The sequence below is a fragment of the Bradyrhizobium sp. McL0616 genome, assembly GCF_049993385.1.
Classification (GTDB): Bacteria; Pseudomonadota; Alphaproteobacteria; order Rhizobiales; family Xanthobacteraceae; genus Bradyrhizobium.
The window spans coordinates 199,477-223,495 of sequence record NZ_CP188255.1; the positions used below are offsets into that span (position 1 = coordinate 199,477).

Here is a 24,019-nt window from a genome sequence, read left to right on the forward strand (position 1 = left end):
GCCCAGCCGAAAGGCCAGCATCGCCAGCCGATGTAGCATTTTTATGAACGGAAGTCGTCAGGCATCCAGGCGCATGGGTAGCCCGCGCCGGGCCATGTGCTCCTTGGCCTCACGGATGGTGAACTCCCCAAAATGGAAGATCGAGGCGGCCAGGACCGCGGTGGCGTGCCCGTCGCGGATACCGTCGACGAGGTGATCCAGATTGCCGACGCCGCCCGAGGCGATCACGGGAACGGGAACGCTGTCGGCGATCGCCCGGGTCAGCGGGATATCAAAGCCCTGCCGGGTGCCGTCGCGGTCCATCGAGGTGAGCAAAATTTCACCAGCGCCGAGCGAGACCACTTCCTGGGCATATTCGATGGCGTCGATACCGGTCGAGTTGCGGCCGCCATGGGTAAAAATCTCCCAGCGCTCGGAGCCGCCGGCGCGCTTGACCCGCTTGGCGTCGATCGCGACCACCACGCACTGCCCGCCGAACTTCTCGGCCGCTTCCTTGACGAACTCGCGCCGCGACACAGCGGCGCTGTTGATCGAGACCTTGTCGGCGCCGGCGCGCAGCAACGTCCTGATGTCGTTGACCTCACGGACGCCGCCGCCGACGGTCACCGGCATGAAGCAGGCCTCTGCCGTGCGCCGGACCACGTCCAGCATGGTGCCACGGTTCTCATGGGTCGCGGTGATGTCGAGGAAAGTCAGCTCGTCGGCGCCGGCGGCGTCATAGGCGATCGCGGCTTCGACGGGATCGCCGGCATCGCGCAGATCAACGAAATTGACGCCCTTGACGACACGGCCGTCCTTGACGTCGAGGCAGGGGATCACGCGCACCTTGAACATGTGTCAGCTCCTAGGCGGCGCGCGCGTTGCGGATCAGGGTGAGAGCAGAAGCCGGATCGAGCCGGCCGTCATAGAGCGCGCGGCCGGCGATGGCGCCGGCGAGCTTGTTTGCGCGCGGCGTCAGCATCGCCTTGACGTCCTCGATCGAGGCGAGCCCTCCGGAAGCAATCACTGGAATTGAGATGGCTTCGGCCAGCGCAATGGTCGCATCGAGGTTCAAGCCCTTCAGCAGGCCATCGCGCGCGATGTCGGTGAAGATGATGGCGGCGACGCCGGCATCCTCAAAACGCTGCGCGATTTCCAGCACCGTCACCTGCGAGGTCTCGGCCCAGCCTTCGACGGCGACCTTGCCGTCGCGGGCATCGAGGCCAACAGCGACGCGGCCGGGGAATTTCTTCGCCGCGGCTTTCACCAGCTCCGGATCGCGCACCGCGGCGGTACCGATGATGACGCGGCTGATGCCCTTGGTGAGCCACGCTTCGACGGTCGCGAGATCGCGAATGCCGCCGCCGAGCTGCACCGGGATCTTGATTGTCTTCAGCATGCCCTCGACGGCCTGCGCATTCACCGGCTTGCCGGCAAAGGCACCGTCGAGGTCGACGACGTGGAGATACTCAAAACCCTGCGTCACGAAGCTCTGTGCCTGCGCTGCGGGATCGAGGTTGAACACGGTCGCGCGCGCCATGTCGCCTTGCTCGAGGCGCACGCACTGGCCGTTCTTGAGGTCGATAGCGGGAAAGAGAATCACGGTTTCCATCGCAAAAAGTTCGAGATCAGGGCTAGCCCAAAGCGCTGGCTCTTCTCGGGGTGAAATTGCGTGCCGATGACGGTGTCTTTCGCGACGATCGCGGTGACCGGTCCACCGTATTCGGCGCGCGCGAGCACGTCCGCCTCATTGGCAGCGTTGAGGTGATAGGAGTGCACGAAATAAGCGTGCTGGCCCTTGGGGCCGAGCGGCAGCCTCTCCAGCACCGGATGCTCGCGCAGCACATCGAGCGTGTTCCAGCCCATGTGCGGGATCTTCAGGCTCTCGTCGCGCGGCGTGATCTTCTCGACGTCGCCGCCGATCCAGTTCAGGCCTTGCGTGATGACGTGTTCCTTGCCGCGGGTCGCGAACAGCTGCATGCCGACGCAGATGCCGAACATCGGCCGCGCCTTGACGCGAACGACTTCGGTGATCGCCTCGACCATGCCGTTGACGGCTTCGAGCCCGCGCCGGCAATCGGCGAAAGCGCCGACGCCCGGCAGCACCAGGCGATCGGCGCCGTAGGCCTGGTCAGGATCGCTGGTGACGAAGACCTTTTGCGGGTTCTCCATGCTGCGCGCGGCGCGCTCGAACGCCTTGGCGGCGGAATGCAGATTACCGGAACCGTAATCGATGATGGCGACGCTCATCTTGACCCTCCCGGTTCTGGAAACAATCCGATAATGCCACCCGCCGGCAGCGGCGGGTTCGAGAATTGCTGACCCGGCACATTGCGGGTCGGCGGCGGACCGCCGCGATCGACGGCCCATTGATCGTTGACGATGCCGCGCTGTGTCTTGCTCCAGCGCTCGAAGAAGCGATGCTCCGCGGTGTCCTCATCGTCGCCGACGACGACGTCGAGCTGGCGCCATTTGCCGCGCGACAGCGTCCAGCGGCGCAGGCTCGAAGCCTCGAAGCCCATCAGGAGTGCGACGATGGTATTCGCAAGGAAGATCGAGCTGCGGCCGACGCCGAGGCTGGACAGCCCGGCATCGAACGCCGCGACGAACACGATCCAGCCGATCAGCGCCAGCCAGAGCCTGTTCCAGAGCAGCCAGAACGGGCCGAACATCATCGCCCAGAAATGGAAGCCGTCGCGCACGAACACGAATCTGTCGGTCGCGCGCAGATCGGCCCCGCCTGGGGTGGGTGCATGAACTGTATAGACAGGCATGGTGATGCCCCGTTTTCGAGAATTGAGTCAGTGCCGCCGGCGGCGTTTACCGCGAGACGGAGATGTCAGCCGCCGAGCGAGCCCTTGGTGGAGGGCACTTCGCCCGCCGCCCGTGGATCGATCGTGACCGCCGCCCGCAGCGCCCGCGCCAGACCCTTGAAGCAGGACTCGGCGATATGGTGGCTGTTATCGCCATATAGGGTCTCGACGTGCAGAGTCACGCCGGCGTTCATGGCGAAGGCCTGGAACCACTCGCGCACCAGCTCGGTGTCGAACTCGCCGATCTTGTCGCGGGGGAAGTCAGCCTTGAACACCAGGAACGGGCGGCCCGAGATGTCGATGACCACGCGCGACAGCGTCTCGTCCATGGGCAAGTGCACGTCGGCATAGCGGGTGATGCCCGCCATGGTGCCGAGCGCCTGCTTGACGGCTTGGCCGAGCGCGATGCCGGTGTCTTCGGTGGTATGGTGATGATCAATGTGCAGGTCGCCCACAGCCTTGACCGTGAGGTCGATGCGGGAATGGCGGGCGAGGAGATCGAGCATATGGTCGAAAAAGCCGATGCCGGTCGCGATTTTGGACACGCCGGTGCCATCGAGGTTCACGGTGACCTCGATGTCGGTTTCCTTGGTCTTGCGCTTGATCGTCGCGGTGCGCATTGAAAGCTTTCGCTGAGGTTTGGGCCGAAAACGGCGTCTTTTAACAGCCAAATGACGCCTTCGCTACTGCGGGATCGCACTGGCAGGGCGGCACTTCGGTCTATGGTGAGCGAAATTTGGGGCCGGAGCGGCCGGTTGTGCCCCCGCCCCTGACCGCCTAAATCAGGCCCGACAACGAGGTATTTCATGCAGGATTCCCAGAACAGCCTGCCGGTCTGGCACGGCACCACGATTTTGACGGTCCGCAAGGGCGGCAAGGTGGTGGTCGGCGGCGACGGCCAGGTCTCGATCGGCCAGACCGTGATCAAGTCCAACGCCAAAAAGGTCCGCAAGCTCGGCAAGGGCGACGTGATCGGCGGGTTTGCCGGCGCCACCGCCGACGCCTTCACGCTGTTTGAGCGGCTGGAAGCCAAACTCGAGCAATATCCGGGGCAATTGACCCGGGCCGCGGTCGAGCTCGCCAAGGATTGGCGCACCGACCGCTATCTGCGGCGGCTGGAGGCCATGATGATCGTGGCCGACAAGGACGTCTCCCTGGTCCTGACCGGCACCGGCGACGTGCTGGAGCCCGAGGCCGGCGTGATGGCGATTGGCTCCGGCGGTAATTACGCGCTGGCGGCGGCCCGCGCCCTGCTCGACACCGACAAGGACGCCGAGACCATCGTCCGCCGCTCGCTCGACATCGCCGCCGACATCTGCGTCTACACCAACCGCAACGTCACCATCGAAGCCCTGTCGGCCGGCTGAGTGGATGGCATTGGCCCGTAGCTCCAGCACGACCCAACCCGCGTTGCCGCCGCTTGCCTGGGTCGGCATCGCGCTATTGCTGCTGGCGCTGCAGGCCTCGATCCTGTTCGCGATGGGGCGGGTGCCGATCTGCACCTGTGGCTACGTCAAGCTGTGGCATGGCGTGGTGAACAGCTCGGAGAATTCCCAGCACATCGCCGACTGGTACAGTTTCTCGCACGTGCTGCACGGCTTCCTGTTCTATGGGCTGACGTGGCTGCTGCTTTCGCGGCGCCTCTCCTGGCCGGCGCGGCTGATCATCGCGATGCTGATCGAGGGCGCCTGGGAGATCGTCGAGAACTCGCCGTTCATCATCGAGCGCTACCGCGCCGGCACGATCTCGCTGGATTATTTTGGCGACAGCATCGTCAATTCGATCTCGGACACGCTGTTCATGGTGCTGGGGTTCCTCACCGCACGCGTGCTGCCGATCCCCGCGACCGTCGCCATCGGGCTCGCCTTCGAGATCATGATGGCGCTTCACATTCGCGACAATCTGACGCTGAATATCCTGATGCTGGTCCATCCGGTCGAGGCCGTGAAACAATGGCAATCGGGTCCGCCGATCATCTGACGGCCCAAAAATCGGCTTGTCCCGGCCGACATCTGACCCTAGCTAAGGTCCCATGACAGACTTCTCTCCCCGCGAAATCGTTTCCGAACTCGACCGTTACATCGTCGGCCAGGCTGACGCCAAGCGCGCCGTCTCGATCGCGCTGCGCAACCGCTGGCGCCGGCAGCAGCTCGAAGGTTCCTTGCGTGAGGAAGTGCTGCCGAAGAACATCCTGATGATCGGCCCGACCGGCGTCGGCAAGACCGAGATCGCGCGGCGGCTCGCCAAGCTTGCCAATGCGCCGTTCCTCAAGGTCGAGGCGACGAAATTCACCGAGGTCGGCTATGTCGGCCGCGACGTCGAGCAGATCGTGCGCGATCTCGTCGAGGTCGCGATTTCCCAGGTGCGCGAACGCAAGCGCAAGGACGTGCATGCGCGCGCCCAGCTCGCCGCCGAGGACCGCGTGCTCGACGCGCTGGTCGGCGCCAATGCCAGCGCCGCGACGCGGGACTCCTTCCGCAAGAAGCTGCGCGCCGGCGAATTGAACGACAAGGAAATCGAGATCGAGACGCAAGGCTCCGGCAGCGGCTTTCCGATGTTCGAGATCCCGGGCATGCCGGGCGCCCAGATGGGCGCGGTCTCGATCGGCGACATCTTTGGCAAGCTCGGCGGCCGCAGCAAGACGCGGCGGCTGACGGTGGAAAGCTCGCACGAGATCCTCGTCAACGAAGAATCCGACAAGCTGCTGGATACCGACCAGCTGACCCAGGAAGCGATCAGCGCGGTCGAGAACAACGGCATCGTGTTCCTGGACGAGATCGACAAGATCTGCGCCCGCGACGGCCGCGCCGGCGGCGATGTCTCGCGCGAAGGCGTGCAGCGCGACCTGCTGCCGCTGATCGAAGGCACTACCGTCTCGACCAAGCACGGCGCGGTGAAGACCGACCACATCCTGTTCATTGCCTCCGGCGCTTTCCACGTCGCCAAGCCGTCCGACCTGTTGCCGGAATTGCAGGGCCGCCTGCCGATCCGCGTCGAGTTGCAGGCGCTGACCCGCGACGACATGCGGCGCATCCTCACCGAGCCCGAGGCCTCGCTGATCAAGCAATATATCGCGCTGCTGCAGACCGAGGGCGTCACGCTCGACATCACCGACGACGCCATCGACGCGCTCGCCGACGTGGCGGTCGCCGTCAACTCGACGGTCGAGAACATCGGCGCGCGGCGGCTGCAAACGGTGATGGAGCGGGTGCTGGACGAAATCTCCTTCGCCGCCCCCGACCGCAACGGCGAGACCATCCGGGTCGATGCGGATTACGTGCAGAAGCACGTTGGCGACCTCGCCAAGAACGCTGATCTCAGCCGGTTCATTTTGTAATTTTCGGCGGTCGCGCTATCAATTGCCGCGTGACCGCACGTATCCTGCAAAATCCCTGGCGTCTCCTGCTCGCGATCAACGCCGTCGTGATCGCCGGCGTGTTCGTCCACAAGATCCAGCTGCCGCCTTACGTCCCCTACATCCACCTTCTCGTCGACTATCATTTCGGCTTCATCAAGCGCGGGCTGATCGGCGCCATCGTCGCGGTGTTCACGGCAAAGGTGCCGGTTTGGCTGGTGTTCGCGATCGGCGGCGCGACGTGGCTGGTGACGCTTGGGCTCTACGCAAAGCTGTTCCAGAAGACGTTCGGCTTTTCCGGGAAGACGCTGCCGCTGTTCGTCTTCATCGCAGGCTCGCCGTTCTTCCTGAAAAACTTCATGCACACGCTCGGCCATTTCGACATCTATGGCTGCGCCCTCGCCATCATCCTGCTGCTGATGCCGGCGGACTTATTGCTGTTTGTGGCGACGGCCGCGCTGTTCTCGATCATTCTCGTGCTGATCCACCACATCCATCTCTTGATGTATGTGCCGACGATCGTCACCATCGTCGTGACCAGGCACTATCTGACCTATGGCTGCAATCGCAGCAATGTCGCGTTCGGCATTGTCGCCCTCGCCGCCGTCTCCGCGCTGTTCTTCGCCGCGCAGTTTTTGGGAACGATGCCGATCCCGGAAGCGGAGTTCGTGGCGTACCTGAAGACCCGGATGGCCGATCCGTCTCGCACCGATCTGCTGCAATTCAGCTACATCTGGTACCAGCCGCTGGCGAAGGAGATTTCGGACACCTGGGACCGCCTGCCCCACAACATCCTCGGCGTGCCCGTGTTCGCGCTGCTGATCTGGCTGCACACCCCGCTGTGGCGTTATTTTGCCGGCCTGATCGGCGCCCTTGCCAGCGACACACACCGCCGTCTCGTCATCGCGGCGCTGATCGGCGTCAGCCTCGCCTATCTCATGATGTTCGCGATGGTGTTCGACTATTCGCGCTGGATCTCGAACTGGGCGGTCTGCATGTTCCTGATCCTGCATGCGGTGAAGATGCTGCCGGCAAAGCAGGAGACTCCGCTAATCCCGACGGAAGACCGCAGCGCCAACATCTTCGGCCTGATCCTCACCTTGATCCCGCGCGTCGGAATCGTCCGACCGTTCTAGAATCTCGCCCGCCTGATCCGCACATAGAGCGCGCCCTCGCCGCCATGGCCGATGCCGGCCTCCTCAAACCCAACCACGAAGCCGCGAAACTCCGGCAGGCTCAGCCATTCCGGCACCTGGCGGCGGAGCACGCCGCTTTCACCGCCGCTGCGGCCCTTGCCGGTGATGACGAGCACGAAGGTCAGGCCTTCGTGATGAGCGCGATGGAGGAAGCCGGTCAGCGCGCGATGGGCGCGGATCTGGGTCATGCCGTGCAGATCGAGCCGCGCCTCGATCTCGCTGCGGCCGCGCGACAGCTTTGTCCGCTCGCGCTTGCCGAGCGGCGCCAGAGGCGGCATCGCCGGCTTTGATGGGCGAGGGGCCGGTGCTGCAGCAATAGGCCTTGTCGATGACGCCGGCCTTTTGACTGGGGCTGCGGGCAGGGGCTCGGCGCTCGGCGCGGCGTGCACCTTCGTCGCGCGATGCTTCCGCAGCGGCTTGACCTGTTTTGCAACGAGGTCCCAGAGCTCGCGGTCTTCCTCGCTCAGCCCGCGGCGGCGCGGCGAGAGACGAGGGGGATCCAGCACGGGCGGACGGGACGATCGCTTCATTGCTGCTGGGAACGACTCTTCGGGTGCCGGCGCGGTTCGCGGACAGGCTCTATCACGGGACGCGGCGCCGGCAACGGGATCGGGTTGGCGACGGCGACGGTTTCGCCCTTGCTCGGCGCCACAACCGCGGCAGGGGTGGCCGGCTTTGCAGAATCCTTGGCAGGCTCAGTCTGCGGAAACAGCTTCGCGATCTTCTCCGACGGCCGCGGATCCGGCACCGGCAACTTTTGGCCGCGCGCGCTGGGATCAAGGCTCTTCGGCACCAGTATCACGAAGTGCATGGGGTGGCGCAGCCGGCCCGAGACACGGCCGGCATCCGCGCCAGCGCCGAAATAGAGATCGGCGCGCGCGGGACCGATGATGGCAGAACCCGTGTCCTGCGCGATCATCAACCGATGGAACGGTGTCTTGGCGCGCTCGGAATCGATCGGCAGCTCGCCTTCGATGAAGAACGGCGTGCCGTAAACGTGCAGCGATTTGTCGACCGCTATCGAGCGGCCGGCCGTCAGCGGAATGCCTTGCGCGCCCACCGCCTCGTCCTTGTCGGACAGATTGACCTCGCGGAAGAAGATGTAGGAGCGGTTTTGGCGCCGCAGCTCTTTCGCGCCGTCAGGGTTCTGCGCCATCCACTCCCTGATCTTCTGCATCGACATCTCTTCCTTCGGAATGATGCCGCGCTCGATCAGGACGCGTCCCACGGCGGTGTAGGGAAAGCCGTTATAGGAATCGTAGTTGAGCCGGAGCGTGGCGCCGTCATCGAACTTGATGCGGGCCGAGCCCTGGATCTGGGCGAACAACAGATCGGTCGGATCCTTCAGCCAGGCGATCTCCAGCCCGCGGCCGGCGATCTTGCCGTCCTCGATCTCGCCGCGATCGTAATAGGGCACGAGCTTGCGGCGGCCGATCTTGCGATAGACCGCGCCCTTGTTGGGCAGGCTGACCGAGGCCTGATTGTAGCCGCGCACGAACAGGTTCGAGGGCCGCCGATAGACCGGGACGTTGTAGACATCGGTCTGGATGCGTGAGCCGTCGAGCACCGGCTCGTAATAGCCGGTGACGAAACCGTCGGGCTCGCCGAGTCGCGAGATCCGCAGCGGCGAAAAATTGTCCTCGAAGAAGGTCTTCGCGTTGGCGTCGTCGGTGAGCTCGAGCGATTTGACGATCCGGCAGGGCTCGCTCAGCGAGCCGCCCAGCGCCTTCGGATCGGCCGCGCCCGTCTGCGGATTGATCGTGCGGCAGCTGGCGCGAAACGTCTTGTAGGCGGCGAGGTGATCGTCGTCGCTCCAACCCTTCACATCCGCCCAGGCCAGCGGCAGATATTGCGCGCCGGGAATCTCGAACGGGAGGGGGAGCTGGGGATAGGGCAAAGCCCGCGGAGGGATCGCAGCCACTTCGGGAAGGTGATGCTGATGGCTGCGGTAGTGGCGCCGCGCCGCCTCGGCGCCGAGCGAAAATGATAACAGCACGACGGCACCCGCGCACAGCGCCGTCACGCCATTCCTGAAGACAAGTCTAATTCGCGCTTCCGGTGCCAACCAGCTTCCAGTTCGGATCGCGAGAGGTGATGTCGCGGGCGAAAGTCCAGATGTCGGTGATGTCGGCGACCGTGTCGGCGCTGCCGTCGACGATGTTGCCGGCCTTGTCGCGGGTGGCCGAGATCATCTGCGAGACGAAACGGATGGTCAGCTGCGCCGTGCGGTCACGCAGCTCGGCGCCGGCGAGCTCGGCCCTGTCGATCGAGACGAAGCGCGTCTCGGTCTTCTGCTCGTTCTTCTCGCGCTCCTTGATCGCGGCATCGAAGCTCTCATAGACCTCCGATGACAACAGGTCGCGCAGCGCGCGGCGGTCGCCATTGGCAAAGGCCAGCACGATCATCTCATAGGCGCCGCGGGCGCCGGAGATGAAGTGGCGCGGGTCGAAGGTGGAATCCTTGTCGACGATGGCGTCCAGGCCCTGGGCCAGCACGGTGCCCGGCTCGGTCAGGCCCTTCCAGCGGTCGGAGGGCGGGGCCGGCTCGGCCGTCGGCGCCAGCGGGGCCTGGTCGATCACCTTGCCCGGCATGGCCACGACGTTCTTGTCCGGGGCGCCCCCCAGCGCATTGCGGGCGGTGCGGTCGAACGGCGGCCGTTCATTGCCGGTCCGCTGCCCCAGCACGCTGCGCAGCCGCAGGAAAATAAAGACCGCCAGCGCCAGGAAGATGATGGTGTAGATGTCCACGTCGGATTCGCTTTCTGGTCTTTTCAGAGGGTAGCTACCGGGAAAATCAATCCGGCCAGTAGACCGTTCCATACCGGAACGGCAAGACTACATCACCATTTTAGGACCGCTTTGGGCCCGGGCGTCACGTCCGCCGGATGTAGGCACGAAATCTTGCCCGGCCAATGGCGCCTTTTGGCACAGCATCAAGTGTAGCGCGTTTTATGCTTAAGGGGAAACCCGATCCTGCCCGGAAATCGCGCGTCTTCAAGCGTTTAACGTGCGATTTGGTGTCCGGGAAGGGTGGAACGTCACAGTTGTGGGCGCGACACGGATCGACCCTCCTGGGCCGTTCGTCCTTGTGGAATGAGGCGCCCCTATGTTAGCCAACCGCCGCGAAATTCAGCCCAAATCGGGTAAGGAGAGACTTTTATGACCAACGGCAACGGCACCCCTCCCGAGGCGGCCCAGGCTCCCCAGCTCAACGTTCTGGCGCAATATACCAAGGACCTCTCGTTCGAGAATCCGAACGCGCCGAGCTCGCTTCAGCAGCAGGGCCAGCAGCCCCAGATCAACATCCAGATCAATGTCAGCGCAAACAACCTCAGCGAACAGGAATTCGAGGTCACTTTGTCGGTCGAAGGCAAGGCCGAGACCGCGGGCAAGGTGATGTTCTCGTTCGAACTCGCCTATGCCGGCGTGTTCCGCATCGCCAACGTGCCGAAGGAGAACCTGCATCCGCTGGTCATGATCGAGTGCCCGCGGCTTTTGTTCCCGTTCGCGCGTGAGATCATCGCAACGGCCGTACGCGACGGCGGCTTCCCGCCGCTGATGCTGGATCCGGTCGATTTCGTCGGTCTCTATCGTCAGAACATGGAGCGGCAAGCGGCCGCCGGCGGCCAAGTGGGCCAGGCCTAATCAGCCAGCCGGATTAACGGCTGCTGGAGCGGGCAAAAACTCGCTCCAGATCGCCTTGTCGCCGAGCGTTGCGATGAAGGCCCGATGGGCCTCGCGCTCGGCGTCTGAAATCCGCGGCGCGAGCGGCACTTGTCGCTGCCGCCGCGGCGCATCACCAGCCGCATTAACGCGAATGTCCTCGGCTTCCGAAGCCAGGAGCAGCTGCGACTGCCGCGCCCCGACCAGATCGACATAGACTTCCGCGAGCAGCTCGGCGTCGAGCAACGCGCCGTGCTTGGTTCGGCGTGAATTGTCGATCGCATAGCGCGAGCAGAGATCGTCGAGCCGGTTGGACACGCCGGGATGCTTGCGCCGCGCCAGCAGCAACGTATCGACCAACCGCTCGCGCGGGACCGTGACGCGCTTGATGCGGTCGAGCTCGGCATTGATGAAGCTGATGTCGAACGAGGCATTATGGATCACCAGCGGCGAATCGCCGATGAACTCCAGAAACTCGTCGACGACCTCGTGGAACAGCGGCTTGGTCGAGAGAAACTCGGCCGACAGCCCGTGCACCGCAAAGGCTTCCGCCGGCATGTCCCGTTCGGGATTGATATAGACGTGGAACGTCTGTCCCGTCGGCATACGGTTGAACATCTCGACGCAGCCGATTTCGACCAGGCGATCGCCGCGCAGGGGATCGAGGCCGGTGGTTTCGGTGTCGAGAACGATTTCGCGCATGATTTTGAGAAGGCCGGGTGAGACGGCGAATCAGGTTCGCCGCTGCGGCATCTTAACGACCTCGGCGAGGATGTGCGTGATTTGCGCACGCACGGGCTCAAGTCCGTGTGAGGTATCCACCACGAAATCGGCCCGCTTGCGCTTCTCGCCGTCGGGCGTCTGTTTGGCGATGATGGCGTCGAGCTTGGTCTCGTCCATGGTGCCCCGCGCCAGCACACGCTCGCGCTGAAGTTCCGGCGAGGTCGACACCACGACCACAGCGTCGACACGCTTCTCGCCGCCGGTCTCAAACAGCAACGGAATATCGAGCACGACGACGGGCGCATTTGCAGCCTCTGCGTCGGCAAAGAACTTTTTCCTGGAGGCACCCAGCATCGGATGAACGATCTGCTCGAGCTGCTTGATCGCAGCCGGATCGTGCACCACGCGCGAGGACAGCTTTGGTCGATCGACCTTGCCGCCCACCGTGGTGCCGGGGAAGGCGGCCTCGATCGCGGGCGCCGCTTCGCCCTCATAGAGCTGATGGACCGCGGCATCGGCGTCGTAGACGGGCACGCCGGCCTCCGCGAACAATTTCGCGGTGGTGGATTTGCCCATCCCGATCGAGCCGGTCAGTCCAAGAATCCGCATCAGCGCCCAGCCATCCTGTCAGTCACACCGCAACTAGCTGCTCGCGCCGCAGGAACGCAAGCAGTGGTAATAGCGGCAAGCCGAGAATGGTGAAATGATCACCTTCGATGCGCTCGAACAGATGGATGCCCAGGCTTTCGAGCTGATAGGCGCCGACGCTGGTTGTTACGGCATCGCCGGCGGCATCGAGATAGGCCTCTAGTTCTGCCTCGCTCATCTGCCGCATGGTCATGCGGGCAACCGAGACATCCTCGAAAACAATCTTGCCGTCATGCGCCACCGCCACCGCCGAATTCAGTTCGTGACTGTTGCCGGCGAGATCGCGCAGTTGCGCCAGAGCCTGAGCACGGCCGGCGGGCTTGTTGAAGAGACGATCGCCAAGCGCCAGCGTCTGGTCCGCACCGATCACGTAGTCTCCCGGATGATGGGCCGAGACCGCCTTGGCCTTTTCGCGCGCCAGCAGCAGCGCGATCTCGCGCGGGTTCGACAACTTTGAAGCGGCCTGAATGCCGCGCTCGTCGATCTGGGCCGTGATCGCCCTGAATTCGAGCCCGGCATTGGCCAGCAGCATTTTGCGCGCGCTGCTTTGCGACGCCAAAATCAAACGAGATTTGCTGCGCCAGAGAGACATCGCCAGAACTTATTCCGAGGGCCGGTTGCGCTGCCTATCACTGTAGAGCTTCATGATTGCAGCCGCGGTTTCCTCGATCGAGCGCCGTGTGACGTCGAGCAGCGGCCAGTCATGTTTGGCGCTCAGCTTGCGCGCGAACGCGACCTCCTCGGCGACGGCCTGCCTGTCGATATAGGTATCGCCGCTGGTGTCGGCTCCCATGGAGAGCAGGCGGTTCTGACGGACCTGGATCAGGCGTTCCGGCGTCGCATGCAGGCTCACGACCAGCGGCCGCTTCAGCGTTTCCAATTGCGCCGGCACCGGAATGCCCGGCACCAGCGGCACGTTGGCGGTGCGAATGCCGCGGTTGGCGAGATAGATCGACGTTGGCGTCTTCGAGGTGCGGCTTACGCCGACCAGGACCACGTCGGCATCCTCGAGACCTTCGACATGCTGACCGTCGTCATGGATCATCGTGTAGTTCAGCGCGTCGATACGTTTGAAATATTCCGCGTTGAGAACGTGCTGAGCGCCGACGCGGCCAGTCGTCGCAGCCCCGAGATAGGCTTCGAACAACTGCATCACCGGACCGATGATCGACAAGCTCGGAACATTGATGTTCTTGCACTTGTCCTCGAGCCTGGAGACCAGGTCCTTCTCCAGCAGCGTGAACAGCACGATGCCCGGCGCTTCCTCGATCTCGTCGAGCACGCGATCGAGCTGCTTCTGGCTGCGCACCAGCGGATAGACATGCTCGACCGGCGTCACGTTCGCGTACTGGGCCGCAACGGCGCGCGCGACCGTGATCAGCGTCTCACCGGTGGAGTCGGAGACGAGGTGCAGATGGAAATAATTGTTCGAAGTCGGCACAAAAGCTCTTTGTATGAAGGCGGTGTGGTTTGTGGATTTCTGTGGACCTTAACCCCTCGGAAAGGGTTGCGCGACACCAGGGGCGGGACAACTGCCAATTTTGTTCACAGCACTGCCCGTCGGAACAACTCCGGCACCCCTCGCGAGGCGGAAGCGGGATTGCGCGGACAAGCCCCTTGATAGACTGCGGATAGAACCGCGCAAGCCTTTGAGCCTGGGCGACTTATTCGGTCGGGCGGGAACCCTGGGGGATATGTTGATGGATGTGAACAAGCGCGCGTGAAGTGGCGGACGGCATTGTGTGAGTCAAATCCACCGTCACATAGACTCAAACCTTAAGAATCTAAGATTCTATTTTGAGAAGGATGGTCCAGAGGGATAAGTGTGCGCTGGAATACCTTAACGAGATCTTACTATCCCCAGCCACCGGAGGGCCGGTCGCAAATTCGGACGCCGTAAATGTTTGAAGACGTCTATCTCTGGATCAAGGCGCTGCACGTGATCGCCGTGATCTCGTGGATGGCGGGCATGCTCTATCTGCCGCGGTTGTTCGTCTATCACTGCGAGGCCGAAATCGGTTCGAAGCAGTCTGAAACGTTCAAGGTCATGGAACGCCGGCTGCTCAAGGCGATCATCAATCCCGCCATGATGGTCACCTGGCTCGCCGGGCTCTACCTCGCCTGGTCCGGCCATTGGTTCAGCTTCGGCTGGCTGCATGTAAAACTGGCACTGGTCCTGGCAATGTCCGCGGTCCACGGCTTTTTTTCGCGCTGGATAAAGGACTTCGCGGCCGACCGGCGCCCGCGGAGCCAGAAATTCTATCGGATTATCAATGAGGTGCCGACTGTCCTGATGATTCTCATCGTGATCATGGTGATCGTGAAGCCGTTCTAGGCAACGATCGTGAACGATCGCTCAGCGCTTCGGCTTGCGGAGTGGGACGCGATTTTCTATATTAGCGATATCCCACCCAACGCAGGCGGATGTGGTTGTGTCTGAGCTTTTCAGAGGCCGGACACCGCATCAGGTTTGAAGCCTCACCGGCGCTCTCCTTGCCAGACCTGCGGACCTTAGCTTCTCGCGTCCGCATTTCAGAGCCTCCTCGCACCCCCTCCCAAAGTTACCCCACAGGACCACCCCAATGCGGGAAATTAAACTCCAGGACCTCAAGTCGAAGACGCCGGCCGAGCTTGTCTCGTTCGCGGAAGAGAATGGGGTCGAGAATGCCAGCACCATGCGCAAGCAGGAGCTGTTGTTTGCCATCCTCAAGCAGCTGGCGATTGCTGAAACCGACATCGTTGGCGAGGGCGTCGTCGAGGTACTCTCCGATGGCTTCGGCTTCCTGCGCTCGCCGGACGCCAATTATCTGCCCGGCCCGGACGACATCTACGTTTCGCCGTCGCAGATCCGCCGTTTCGGCCTGCGCACCGGCGACACCATCGAAGGCCACATTCGCAGCCCGAAGGAAGGCGAACGCTATTTCGCGCTGCTGAAGGTCAACACGCTCAATTTCGAGGACCCGGAAAAGGCCAAGCACAAGGTCAATTTCGACAACCTCACGCCGCTGTTTCCGAACCAGCGTTTCCGCATGGAAATCGACGATCCGACGCGAAAAGACCTTTCTGCAAGGGTGATCGACATTGTCGCGCCGATCGGCAAGGGCCAGCGCGCACTGATCGTCGCGCCGCCGCGCACGGGCAAGACCGTGCTGATGCAGAACATCGCGCATTCGATCGCGCACAATCACCCCGAGTGCTATCTGATCGTCCTGCTGATCGACGAACGTCCGGAAGAAGTCACGGACATGCAGCGCTCGGTGAAGGGCGAGGTCGTGTCGTCGACCTTCGACGAACCGGCGGTACGTCACGTCCAGGTCGCCGAGATGGTGATCGAAAAAGCAAAACGCCTGGTCGAACACGGCCGCGACGTCGTGATCCTGCTCGATTCGATCACGCGTCTGGGTCGCGCCTACAACACCGTGGTGCCGTCATCCGGCAAGGTGCTGACCGGCGGTGTCGACGCCAACGCGCTGCAACGCCCGAAGCGATTCTTCGGTGCCGCCCGTAACATCGAGGAGGGCGGCTCGCTGACCATCATCGCGACCGCGCTGGTCGATACCGGCAGCCGCATGGACGAAGTGATCTTCGAAGAGTTCAAGGGCACCGGTAACTCCGAACTGATCCTGGATCGCAAGGTCTCGGACAAGCGGACCTTCCCGGCGATCGACATCTCGCGCTCCGGCACCCGCAAGGAGGAGCTCATCACCGATCCGCTGGTCCTGAAAAAGATGTACGTGCTCCGCCGCATCCTGAACCCGATGGGGACGATGGACGGAATCGACTTCCTGCTCGACAAGCTGCGTTCGACCAAGAGCAATTCGGAATTCTTCGACTCGATGAATACCTGAGTGCGGTGCAATATGAGATCAGAGGGCGCCTTCGGGCGCCCTTTTTCTTTTGTGCGGCTTTGCTGCGGTGGATGCGCAGCATGGCGGTGTTACCGCCAGATCCGGTTTTCTTTTAAGGCTTTGATATTTATAAATAATCCTTGACGTCGGCTGGGTCTTCTCGCTGGCGCGAAGCAATCTTCGCAGCAAACACCGGTGATATATTGCACTGCAATAACCTTTTTGCTGCGCGATTTCGTGCAGCAAAACCAACGTCGCTTCCCCGCCAAAACGGATGTTTGCCTTTTCACCGCCGGCCGGACAAATAGGCCATGCATCCGCGAGACCAGACCATCTTTGCGCTGTCGTCCGGCCGCCCACCGAGCGCGATCGCCGTGGTGCGGGTCTCCGGGCCACAGGCCGGTTCGGCCCTGACGACGCTCGCGGGCAAGCTGCCGACGCCGCGGCAGGCCAGCCGCCGGCTGCTCCGGGACGGGACCGGCCAGCCGATTGATGATGCGGTCGTGCTCTGGTTTCCGGGCCCGGCCAGTGCGACCGGCGAAGACATTGCCGAATTCCACGTCCATGGCGGCCGCGCGGTGCTCTCGGCGATTCTGGCTAATATTTCTATAATTCCGAATACCCGCGCCGCCGAGCCCGGCGAGTTTACGCGGCGGGCTTTCGAGAACGGCAAGTTGGACCTCACGGAAGCCGAAGGCCTGGACGACCTCATCCACGCCGACACCGATCGCCAGCGCCGGCAGGCGCTGCGCCAGTTACAGGGCTTGCTCGGCAATCGCGCCCGCGACTGGCGCGAGCGCATCATCGAGGCGTCGGCGCTGATCGAGGCCGGCATCGATTTTTCGGACGAGGGCGATGTGCCCGCCGAGCTGAGGGCGCCGGCGGTGAAGGCGATCAAGGCGCTGCATGACGAAATCGCAAAAGTCCTTGCGGCACAGGGACAAGCTGAACGTCTGCGCGATGGCCTGGTGGTCGCGATTGCAGGTCCCCCGAATGTCGGCAAGTCGACGCTGATCAATCAGCTTGCGCGCCGCGAAGTCGCTATCGTCTCGCCGCATGCCGGCACCACGCGCGACGTGATCGAGGTGCAGCTCGATCTCGACGGCTACCCGGTCACGGTGATCGACACGGCCGGCATTCGCGAGACCGAGGATCCGGTCGAGCAGGAGGGTGTGCGCCGGGCCAGGGCACGCGCCGCGGATGCGGACCTCGTGCTGTGGCTGACGGGGCCGGATGTGACGATCGAGGAGCGGGTGCCCGGGACGGTGCCGGTCTGGACGGTCCGTAACAAGATCGACCTCGAGGCGAGCGTCTCGGTCGTCGCCGCGGGCGCGGACAGGTCCTTCGCCATTTCGGCGCGGCGGGGCGACGGGCTGCCGGAGCTGATCAATTCGCTGGTCGAATTCGCGGCGGAGTTCTTTGGAACCAGCGAGGGCGCCCTGGTGACCCGGGCACGCCAACGAGATCTGTTGCGCCATGCGTCTGACAGCTTGCGCCGGAGTCTGGAACTTGTAGAAGAGGGCGAGGAGCTGGCCGCCGAGGAACTGCGCGCCGCCGCTTATGCTCTGGGCCGGCTGCTGGGCCGGGTCGACGTCGAGGACGTCCTTGGGGCCATTTTCCAAAAATTCTGCGTGGGAAAGTAGCGCTAGTTCTTCATTCTAGAACTAGTGCTTGTCCCACTGTTTGCTGTTTCACGTGAAACAGGCTGCCGTCGATTTGAGCTAGACGCGCCGGCGGGCACGCTTCTGCGCGAGGTCTACGCCGCAGTCTCGTCATTGCGAGGAGCCCCAGCGACGAAGCAATCCAGAGGGGCTCCGCGGAGAGATTCTGGATTGCTTCGCTGCGCTCACAATGACGGATCATGGCGCAGCCCTCGTTCTTAGGATCGTCGTGCCATCGCGCCCAGGCAGCGACCTGAACGCCCATGCCGTTCTCTCGTAGAGACCGGTCTTCGTTTCACGTGAAACATCAGGGATTCCAAGGCGCCTTCTACTGTGCATGGGGTTGTTTTCGTGAAAATGCTTGAGGGGCTCTGGGCCTCTGTTTCACGTGAAACAACCGTCTCTCCGAGTTTCCACTTCCGGCTTTTTCCACTCTGAGATAGAAGTCCGCGCATGCGTACAGAGCGAGAGAGTTTCGACGTCATCGTGATTGGCGGCGGCCACGCCGGCTGTGAGGCCGCGGCTGCGTCCGCCCGGATAGGCGCGGTGACCGCGCTTGTGACCCATCGTTTCTCGACTATTGGCGCGATGTCCTGCAATCCCGCTATCGGGGGTCTCGGCAAGGGCCATCTGGTGCGCGAGGTCGATGCCCTCGATGGATTGATGGGTCGGGTGGCTGATGCCGGCGGCATCCAGTTCCGGGTCCTCAACCGGCGCAAGGGCCCCGCTGTGCGCGGCCCGCGGGCCCAGGCCGACCGGAAGCTCTATGCCGCCGCGATGCAGGTGGCGGTCCAGGAGACTGACGGTCTTTCCGTTATCGAAGGCGAGGCCGACGAGCTGATCGTGGACGACAGCCGGGTGATCGGTCTGCGTCTAGCCGATGGCCGGGAGTTCGGTGCAGGGGCTGTCGTCGTCACCACCGGCACCTTTTTGCGCGGCCTGATCCATCTCGGGGAGAAGAACTGGCCGGCTGGGCGGATCGGCGAGGCCCCGGCGATAGGCCTTTCGAGCTCCTTCGAGCGCGCCGGCTTCACGCTCGGCCGGTTGAAGACCGGCACCCCGCCGCGCCTCGACGGCTCTACGATCGACTGGTCCGCGGTCGAAATGCAGCCGGGCGACGAGCCTCCCGAGCCGTTTTCAGTGATGACGGAGCGGATCACGACCCCGCAGATCCAGTGCGGGATCACCCGGACCACGTCCGCCACCCATGAGGTGATCCGGGCCAATGTCCATCGCTCCCCGATGTACTCCGGCCAGATCAAGAGCTCCGGTCCGCGCTATTGCCCCTCGATCGAGGACAAGATCGTCCGCTTCGGCGACCGTGACGGCCACCAGATCTTCCTGGAGCCGGAAGGGCTCGACGATACGACTGTCTATCCCAACGGCATCTCCACCTCGCTGCCAGAAGACGTCCAGCTCGCGATCCTCGCCACCATTCCCGGCCTGGAGCGGGTCAAGATGGTCCGCCCGGGCTATGCCATCGAATACGACCATATCGATCCCCGCGAGCTCGATCCGACCCTCCAGACCAAGCGCCTGCGCGGTCTGTTCCTGGCCGGGCAGATCAACGGCACCACCGGCTATGAGGAAGCGGCCGGTCAGGGCATCGTCGCTGGGCTGAATGCGGCGCTGGCTGCGAGTGGGGCGGCTCTGACCGTGTTCGACAGGGCAGATGGCTATCTCGGCGTCATGATCGACGACCTCGTCACCCGAGGGATCAGCGAGCCCTATCGGATGTTCACCTCGCGCGCCGAATACCGGCTGACGCTGCGGGCGGACAATGCCGATCAGCGCCTGACCGAGAAGGGCATTGCCTTGGGGTGCGTCGGCGAGGCCCGGACCAAGCACCATCGCGCCAAGATGGATGCCCTCAATGCGGCTCGGACGCTCTCGAAGTCTCTGACGATCACGCCCAATGAGGCGATCAAGCACAGCTTGTCCCTCAATCGGGATGGCCAGCGCCGCTCGGCCTTCGAGCTGATGGCCTATCCCGACATCGGCTGGAGCCAGGTCCGCAGCATCTGGCCGGAGCTGGCCACCATCGATCCCGTCATCGCGACCCATCTCGAGATCGACGCCAAATACGATGTCTATCTCAAGCGCCAGAGCGCCGACGTCGAAGCCTTCCGGCGTGACGAGGGGATGGTGTTGTCGGATGTCGACTACAAGCTGGTCCCGGGTCTCTCCAACGAAGTGCGGGCCAAGCTGGAGAAGGCGCGGCCGTTCACCGTTGGCCAGGCGGGTCGGATCGACGGCATGACACCGGCGGCGCTGGGTATCCTCGCGGCCTATCTGCGCCGTGAGGCGCGGATGTCTTCAAAAGCAATCGCATAGGCGTTTCACGTGAAACAACGCGGGCCGGCAGGCGGCAAACCTTCATCGCGATCTGAGGCGGGCGAGCGCGCCCGCAATCAATCCGGAGCGGCCCCGATCAGTCCGAAGATCGATAAGGCCAGCGCGAACGATAGATCGCTGGATTCTGTCATCGCCGCCGACAAGGCCGCTGCGCTCAAGCTCGCTCCCGTTTCACGTGAAACCGAAGATAGGCTCGATCGCTACATCGCGCTGCTGCGGGAGTGGCAGGCCAAGACCAACCTGGTCGCGCCCTCGACACTGCCGCAGCTCTGGACTCGCCACATCGCCGACTCGCTCCAGCTCGTGGATCTCGCGCCATCCGCAAAGCGTTGGGCCGACCTCGGCAGCGGCGGCGGTTTTCCCGGCGTCGTCTTGGCCTGCGCCATGGTCGGAACGCCGGGTGCCAGCGTTCATCTCGTCGAGCGAATCACCAAGAAGGCCGCCTTCCTGCGCGAAGCTGTCCGCGTCACCTCATCTCCGGGAGTCGTACATCTCGCTGAGATCGGGGATAATGTGGATAGAATCACCGGCCCGGTCGATTGCGTCTCCGCACGTGCATTGGCTCCGCTACACCAACTCATCGGCTTTGCGGAGCCGCTGATGCGCCAGGGCGCAAAGGCGCTGTTTCTCAAGGGTCAAGATATAGAGGCTGAATTGACCGAAGCCGCTAAATATTGGAATATTCAGCCGCGGCTCCACCAAAGCCGGACGGGTGACGGCTGGATCGTGGAGCTTGATACCGTCGAACGGCGCGGCTGACACGTTCAGGGCTTGAGTGGGGATTTGCGATGACCGTGATTGACGAAACGCAGCAAGAGCAGACCGCCGCGGTGCCGCAGGGCCACCCGCGTATCCTGGCGCTGGCGAATCAGAAGGGCGGTGTGGGCAAGACAACCACAGCGATCAACCTCGGCACGGCACTCGCAGCGATTGGAGAGCGGGTCCTGATCGTCGATCTCGATCCGCAGGGCAACGCCTCGACCGGCCTCGGCATCGATCGCCGCAACCGCTCCTGCTCGACCTACGACGTGCTGATCGGCGAAGCGAGTTTGCGCGAAGCGGTGGTGTCGACTGCGGTGCCGCGGCTGCACATCGCGCCCTCGACCATGGATCTCTCCGGCCTCGAGCTCGAGCTCGGCACCACGCCCGGCCGCGCTTTCAAGCTGCGCGATGCCATCGCCTCGCTCAACAACAACGTCTCGCCGGATGCCGACTACACCTACGTGCTGATCGACTGCCCGCCGTCGCTCAATTTGCTGACGGTGAATGCGATGGCCGCGTCGGACGCGATCCTGGTGCCGCTGCAATGCGAATTCTTCGCGCTCGAAGGTCTGTCGCAGCTGCTTCAGACGGTGGAGCAGGTGCGCTCGACGCTCAATCCGAACCTGTCGATCCACGGCATCGTGCTGACCATGTTCGACTCGCGCAACAACCTCTCGAATCAGGTCGTCGCCGACGTCCGGCAGTTCATGGGCGAGAAGGTCTACAAGACCATGATCCCGCGCAACGTGCGCATCTCGGAAGCGCCGTCCTATGGCAAGCCGGTCCTGGTCTATGATCTCAAATGCGTCGGCAGCGAAGCTTATCTGCGGCTCGCCACCGAAGTGATCCAGCGCGAGCGCGAGCTGCGCACGACGCATTGAAGCTGCCGTAGGTCCGTAGGGTGGGTTAGCCGTAGGCGTAACCCACCGCGTCTGCCGGCTCGAACAAATCAATGGTGGGTTACGCTGCGCTAACCCACCCTACGATTTCGAAATTTAGTTCTGGAGTGTTGCACCGTGAATCCAAGGGAGCTGGCGATGGCCGACGAAGCGCGTTCGCGACTGGGCCGGGGTCTTGCGAGTCTGATCGGTGACGTCGGCGGCGAGGCACAGCACGTCGATCGTCCGCGCGCGCAGCGCAAGGTGCCGATCGAATTCATCAAGGCCAATCCGCGCAATCCGCGCCGCACCTTTTCGGAAACGGAGCTGAAGGAGCTCTCTGACTCGATCAAGCAGCACGGCGTAATCCAGCCGATCGTGGTACGTCCGGTGAAGGGCACGCAGGATCGCTTTGAGATCATCGCCGGCGAACGGCGCTGGCGAGCCTCGCAAATGGCCGGTCTGCATGAAGTGCCGATCGTGCCGGTCGATATCAGCGACAGCGATGCGCTGGAATTCGCGATCGTCGAGAACGTGCAGCGCGAAGATCTCAACCCGATGGAAGAGGCGCTTGGCTATCACGCGCTCGCCAACGAGTTCAAACGTAGCCAGGACGACATCGCAAAGGTCGTCGGCAAGAGCCGAAGCCACATCGCCAACATGATGCGGCTGACCAAGCTGCCGGCCGAGGTGCAGGCCTTCATCGCAAACGGCCAACTGACGGCCGGTCACGCCCGTGCGCTGATCGGCGTGCCCGATCCGCTCGCTTCTGCCAAGCGCATCGTCGAGGAGGGCCTCAACGTCCGTCAGGCCGAAGCGCTCGCGCATGAAGAGGGCGTGCCGGAGCGCAAGCCGCAGAAGGCGCGCGCGGGGACCAAGGAGAAGGACCCCGACACGGTCGATCTGGAGAAGCGCGTCAGCGATGCGCTCGGCCTCAAGGTCACCGTCAGCCACCGCGATCCCGGCGGCTCCGTTCAGATCAGCTACCGCAACCTCGATCAGCTCGACGAGGTGATGAAGCGGCTGGCGAAGGGCGCGACTTAACGATCTCTCCCCCTCACCTGAGGAGCCGCGAAGAGGGCGGGGGCCTAGCCCCGCCGCTTCGCATTCGCGGCGATCGCCATCAGTGTGCGCTGGGCGATGGCGGCAGCGAGGGTGGATTGCTTGCGGGTGTCGAGCGCAGCGGTCGCGAGCTGCTCGATGATTCCTGCAAGCCGCGCCACGCTGAAATTGCGCAGCGCAATTTCCACCGCGGGCTTTCGTGAAAAATGTAAGCGCGGATATCCGCCGTCGAGCACGGCGGAGGCCGGCGTGCCGTCGGCGATCGCGAGCGCGGATTTATGCAGCCACGCAGCCTGGCGCTGCGCCGCCGAGATGATCACGCCGGGATAGGTACCGGCGATCATGGCTTTTGCGAATTCGGTCTCGACGATATCGGGCCGGCCGGCGAAGGCGCCGTCGACGATCGGATCGAGCTTCAGCTCGGATGCATCGGCGACGACGGCCATCACGTCATCCAGCGTGATCTCGCCCTTGCCGTGGGCGTAGAGCGTGAGCTTGCGCAGCTCGTTGCGCGAGGCCTGGCGGTCGCCGCCGAGCAAGGACATCAGCGCAGCGCGGGCGTCCTGCGCGATGCGTAAATTCGCGATACGGAGCTCGTCCTCCATCAGCTTGGCCAGATCGCGCTCGGTGTCGGGATAGCAGCCGATCGCCACAGCCGTCTTGGCACGCTCGCAGGCCTTGCGCAGCGGCGACTCGGCACGGAGCTCGCCGGCCTCGATCACGATGCGACAATCCTTCACGCCCATCTCCGCCAGCGTGTCGACGCCGCTGGCGAAGCTGCGCGAGCCGGCGCGGATGCGGATGGCGCGCCGTCCGCCGAACAGCGGCACGGTCATGGCTTCGTCGACCAGGCGCGACGGCTCGGCCGACAGCTCGTCGCCATCGAGCTTGACCAGCGAGAAGGGATCGTTGGGATCGTCGACGGCGGAGGCGATCAGCGCGTCAGCGCGTTCACGCACGAGGCCGGCATCGGGGCCATAGAGCAGGATGATCGGGCGGCCCGCATCGGGGCGGGCGAGGAATGCGTCGATCTCTTTTCCGCGCAGCGCGACCATGACCTAGATCGTCATGCCAAGA

The 24,019-nt window shown here is 63.6% G+C and carries 25 protein-coding genes; 12 read left to right on the forward strand and 13 right to left on the reverse strand.

The window, feature by feature from the left end; genetic code table 11:
• Positions 1-57 precede the first annotated feature (57 nt).
• The 5 genes from hisF to hisB all read right to left on the reverse strand — a co-directional run bounded on the left by hisF (position 58) and on the right by hisB (position 3,412).
• The gene (gene hisF / locus ACPPVR_RS00930; RefSeq protein WP_426612439.1) at positions 58-834 is read right to left on the reverse strand and encodes an imidazole glycerol phosphate synthase subunit HisF; all 777 of its coding nucleotides are present in this window, start codon (positions 832-834) and stop codon (positions 58-60) included.
• Positions 835-844: 10 nt separating this feature from the next.
• Positions 845-1,582 (reverse strand): 1-(5-phosphoribosyl)-5-[(5-phosphoribosylamino)methylideneamino]imidazole-4-carboxamide isomerase, encoded by a 738-nt coding sequence (gene hisA, locus ACPPVR_RS00935; RefSeq protein ID WP_426616297.1) that lies wholly within the window; start codon positions 1,580-1,582, stop codon positions 845-847.
• The gene (gene hisH / locus ACPPVR_RS00940; protein ID WP_426612440.1) at positions 1,579-2,229 is read right to left on the reverse strand and encodes an imidazole glycerol phosphate synthase subunit HisH; all 651 of its coding nucleotides are present in this window, start codon (positions 2,227-2,229) and stop codon (positions 1,579-1,581) included. Before hisH ends, hisA begins: the two co-directional genes overlap by 4 nt.
• Entirely contained in the window at positions 2,226-2,753 is a 528-nt protein-coding gene (locus ACPPVR_RS00945) for a DUF2628 domain-containing protein (RefSeq protein WP_426612441.1), read from the reverse strand. Before ACPPVR_RS00945 ends, hisH begins: the two co-directional genes overlap by 4 nt.
• A gap of 65 nt (positions 2,754-2,818) precedes the next feature.
• Positions 2,819-3,412: an imidazoleglycerol-phosphate dehydratase HisB gene (hisB, locus tag ACPPVR_RS00950; protein WP_426612442.1), complete on the reverse strand. Its 594-nt coding sequence runs from the start codon at positions 3,410-3,412 to the stop codon at positions 2,819-2,821.
• A 186-nt stretch (positions 3,413-3,598) separates the two neighbouring features.
• Between hisB and hslV the strand changes: the two genes are divergently transcribed.
• Genes hslV through ACPPVR_RS00970 form a run of 4 tightly spaced genes read left to right on the forward strand, consistent with a single transcriptional unit; the run spans position 3,599 to position 7,283 of the window.
• The gene (gene hslV / locus ACPPVR_RS00955) at positions 3,599-4,159 is read left to right on the forward strand and encodes an ATP-dependent protease subunit HslV (protein WP_426612443.1); all 561 of its coding nucleotides are present in this window, start codon (positions 3,599-3,601) and stop codon (positions 4,157-4,159) included.
• 4 nt (positions 4,160-4,163) lie between these two features.
• Positions 4,164-4,772, forward strand: coding sequence for a DUF2585 domain-containing protein (locus ACPPVR_RS00960; protein WP_426612444.1), 609 nt, complete (start codon positions 4,164-4,166; stop codon positions 4,770-4,772).
• A 52-nt stretch (positions 4,773-4,824) separates the two neighbouring features.
• Positions 4,825-6,129 (forward strand): ATP-dependent protease ATPase subunit HslU, encoded by a 1,305-nt coding sequence (gene hslU / locus ACPPVR_RS00965; RefSeq protein WP_426612445.1) that lies wholly within the window; start codon positions 4,825-4,827, stop codon positions 6,127-6,129.
• A 29-nt stretch (positions 6,130-6,158) separates the two neighbouring features.
• Positions 6,159-7,283, forward strand: coding sequence for a hypothetical protein (locus tag ACPPVR_RS00970; RefSeq protein WP_426612446.1), 1,125 nt, complete (start codon positions 6,159-6,161; stop codon positions 7,281-7,283).
• Here ACPPVR_RS00970 and ACPPVR_RS00975 read toward each other — a convergent pair.
• From ACPPVR_RS00975 to ACPPVR_RS00985, 3 genes are read right to left on the reverse strand one after another with little or no spacing between them, the layout of a single operon-like run.
• On the reverse strand, positions 7,280-7,873 hold the full coding sequence (locus ACPPVR_RS00975) for a Smr/MutS family protein (protein ID WP_426612447.1): 594 nt from the start codon (positions 7,871-7,873) through the stop codon (positions 7,280-7,282). The genes ACPPVR_RS00970 and ACPPVR_RS00975 overlap by 4 nt on opposite strands.
• A complete protein-coding gene (locus tag ACPPVR_RS00980) occupies positions 7,870-9,408 on the reverse strand; it encodes an MltA domain-containing protein (protein WP_426612448.1) in 1,539 nt (512 codons plus the stop codon). The genes ACPPVR_RS00975 and ACPPVR_RS00980 overlap by 4 nt, the downstream gene beginning before the upstream one ends.
• Positions 9,386-10,090: a Tim44/TimA family putative adaptor protein gene (locus ACPPVR_RS00985; protein ID WP_426612449.1), complete on the reverse strand. Its 705-nt coding sequence runs from the start codon at positions 10,088-10,090 to the stop codon at positions 9,386-9,388. The genes ACPPVR_RS00980 and ACPPVR_RS00985 overlap by 23 nt, the downstream gene beginning before the upstream one ends.
• Positions 10,091-10,501: 411 nt before the next feature.
• Between ACPPVR_RS00985 and secB the strand changes: the two genes are divergently transcribed.
• Positions 10,502-10,987, forward strand: a complete 486-nt coding sequence (gene secB / locus ACPPVR_RS00990; RefSeq protein WP_426612450.1) for a protein-export chaperone SecB — start codon at positions 10,502-10,504, stop codon at positions 10,985-10,987.
• Here secB and dnaQ read toward each other — a convergent pair whose 3' ends face one another.
• Genes dnaQ through ACPPVR_RS01010 form a run of 4 tightly spaced genes read right to left on the reverse strand, consistent with a single transcriptional unit; the run spans position 10,988 to position 13,817 of the window.
• On the reverse strand, positions 10,988-11,707 hold the full coding sequence (gene dnaQ / locus ACPPVR_RS00995; protein ID WP_426612451.1) for a DNA polymerase III subunit epsilon: 720 nt from the start codon (positions 11,705-11,707) through the stop codon (positions 10,988-10,990).
• A 30-nt stretch (positions 11,708-11,737) separates the two neighbouring features.
• Complete coding sequence (gene coaE / locus ACPPVR_RS01000; protein WP_426612452.1) at positions 11,738-12,337, reverse strand: dephospho-CoA kinase; 600 nt, start codon at positions 12,335-12,337, stop codon at positions 11,738-11,740.
• Between the two features lie 22 nt (positions 12,338-12,359).
• On the reverse strand, positions 12,360-12,968 hold the full coding sequence (locus ACPPVR_RS01005; protein WP_426612453.1) for a Maf family protein: 609 nt from the start codon (positions 12,966-12,968) through the stop codon (positions 12,360-12,362).
• A 9-nt stretch (positions 12,969-12,977) separates the two neighbouring features.
• Positions 12,978-13,817, reverse strand: a complete 840-nt coding sequence (locus tag ACPPVR_RS01010) for a pyruvate, water dikinase regulatory protein (protein ID WP_426612454.1) — start codon at positions 13,815-13,817, stop codon at positions 12,978-12,980.
• Positions 13,818-14,276: 459 nt separating this feature from the next.
• Here ACPPVR_RS01010 and hemJ point away from each other — a divergent pair, with 459 nt between their 5' ends.
• From hemJ to ACPPVR_RS01045, 7 genes are all read left to right on the forward strand, one after another.
• On the forward strand, positions 14,277-14,711 hold the full coding sequence (gene hemJ / locus ACPPVR_RS01015) for a protoporphyrinogen oxidase HemJ (RefSeq protein WP_426612455.1): 435 nt from the start codon (positions 14,277-14,279) through the stop codon (positions 14,709-14,711).
• A gap of 247 nt (positions 14,712-14,958) precedes the next feature.
• Positions 14,959-16,224, forward strand: a complete 1,266-nt coding sequence (gene rho, locus ACPPVR_RS01020) for a transcription termination factor Rho (RefSeq protein WP_247448236.1) — start codon at positions 14,959-14,961, stop codon at positions 16,222-16,224.
• 311 nt (positions 16,225-16,535) lie between these two features.
• Entirely contained in the window at positions 16,536-17,867 is a 1,332-nt protein-coding gene (gene mnmE, locus ACPPVR_RS01025; RefSeq protein WP_426612456.1) for a tRNA uridine-5-carboxymethylaminomethyl(34) synthesis GTPase MnmE, read from the forward strand.
• A 471-nt stretch (positions 17,868-18,338) separates the two neighbouring features.
• A complete protein-coding gene (gene mnmG / locus ACPPVR_RS01030; protein ID WP_426612457.1) occupies positions 18,339-20,219 on the forward strand; it encodes a tRNA uridine-5-carboxymethylaminomethyl(34) synthesis enzyme MnmG in 1,881 nt (626 codons plus the stop codon).
• Between the two features lie 138 nt (positions 20,220-20,357).
• A complete protein-coding gene (gene rsmG / locus ACPPVR_RS01035; protein ID WP_426616298.1) occupies positions 20,358-20,999 on the forward strand; it encodes a 16S rRNA (guanine(527)-N(7))-methyltransferase RsmG in 642 nt (213 codons plus the stop codon).
• 29 nt (positions 21,000-21,028) lie between these two features.
• On the forward strand, positions 21,029-21,883 hold the full coding sequence (locus ACPPVR_RS01040) for a ParA family protein (protein WP_426612458.1): 855 nt from the start codon (positions 21,029-21,031) through the stop codon (positions 21,881-21,883).
• A 156-nt stretch (positions 21,884-22,039) separates the two neighbouring features.
• A complete protein-coding gene (locus ACPPVR_RS01045; protein WP_426612459.1) occupies positions 22,040-22,924 on the forward strand; it encodes a ParB/RepB/Spo0J family partition protein in 885 nt (294 codons plus the stop codon).
• Between the two features lie 44 nt (positions 22,925-22,968).
• Here the strand turns inward: ACPPVR_RS01045 and holA are convergent, their stop codons facing one another.
• Complete coding sequence (gene holA / locus ACPPVR_RS01050) at positions 22,969-23,997, reverse strand: DNA polymerase III subunit delta (protein ID WP_426612460.1); 1,029 nt, start codon at positions 23,995-23,997, stop codon at positions 22,969-22,971.
• Positions 23,998-24,019: the final 22 nt, after the last annotated feature.

Bases quoted from the DNA above. Each gene is read 5' to 3' on its own strand.
- hemJ (WP_426612455.1), top strand. From the start codon at position 14,277: ATGTTTGAAGACGTCTATCTCTGGATCAAGGCGCTGCACGTGATCGCC.
- ACPPVR_RS00960 (WP_426612444.1), top strand. From the start codon at position 4,164: ATGGCATTGGCCCGTAGCTCCAGCACGACCCAACCCGCGTTGCCGCCG.
- ACPPVR_RS00975 (WP_426612447.1), bottom strand. From the start codon at position 7,873: ATGAAGCGATCGTCCCGTCCGCCCGTGCTGGATCCCCCTCGTCTCTCG.
- hisF (WP_426612439.1), bottom strand. From the start codon at position 834: ATGTTCAAGGTGCGCGTGATCCCCTGCCTCGACGTCAAGGACGGCCGT.
- ACPPVR_RS01045 (WP_426612459.1), top strand. From the start codon at position 22,040: ATGGCCGACGAAGCGCGTTCGCGACTGGGCCGGGGTCTTGCGAGTCTG.
- hslV (WP_426612443.1), top strand. From the start codon at position 3,599: ATGCAGGATTCCCAGAACAGCCTGCCGGTCTGGCACGGCACCACGATT.
- dnaQ (WP_426612451.1), bottom strand. From the start codon at position 11,707: ATGCGCGAAATCGTTCTCGACACCGAAACCACCGGCCTCGATCCCCTG.
- holA (WP_426612460.1), bottom strand. From the start codon at position 23,997: ATGGTCGCGCTGCGCGGAAAAGAGATCGACGCATTCCTCGCCCGCCCC.
- hisH (WP_426612440.1), bottom strand. From the start codon at position 2,229: ATGAGCGTCGCCATCATCGATTACGGTTCCGGTAATCTGCATTCCGCC.
- secB (WP_426612450.1), top strand. From the start codon at position 10,502: ATGACCAACGGCAACGGCACCCCTCCCGAGGCGGCCCAGGCTCCCCAG.
- mnmG (WP_426612457.1), top strand. From the start codon at position 18,339: ATGCGTACAGAGCGAGAGAGTTTCGACGTCATCGTGATTGGCGGCGGC.
- ACPPVR_RS01040 (WP_426612458.1), top strand. From the start codon at position 21,029: ATGACCGTGATTGACGAAACGCAGCAAGAGCAGACCGCCGCGGTGCCG.
- ACPPVR_RS01005 (WP_426612453.1), bottom strand. From the start codon at position 12,968: ATGTCTCTCTGGCGCAGCAAATCTCGTTTGATTTTGGCGTCGCAAAGC.
- coaE (WP_426612452.1), bottom strand. From the start codon at position 12,337: ATGCGGATTCTTGGACTGACCGGCTCGATCGGGATGGGCAAATCCACC.
- rho (WP_247448236.1), top strand. From the start codon at position 14,959: ATGCGGGAAATTAAACTCCAGGACCTCAAGTCGAAGACGCCGGCCGAG.
- mnmE (WP_426612456.1), top strand. From the start codon at position 16,536: ATGCATCCGCGAGACCAGACCATCTTTGCGCTGTCGTCCGGCCGCCCA.
- hslU (WP_426612445.1), top strand. From the start codon at position 4,825: ATGACAGACTTCTCTCCCCGCGAAATCGTTTCCGAACTCGACCGTTAC.
- ACPPVR_RS00945 (WP_426612441.1), bottom strand. From the start codon at position 2,753: ATGCCTGTCTATACAGTTCATGCACCCACCCCAGGCGGGGCCGATCTG.
- hisB (WP_426612442.1), bottom strand. From the start codon at position 3,412: ATGCGCACCGCGACGATCAAGCGCAAGACCAAGGAAACCGACATCGAG.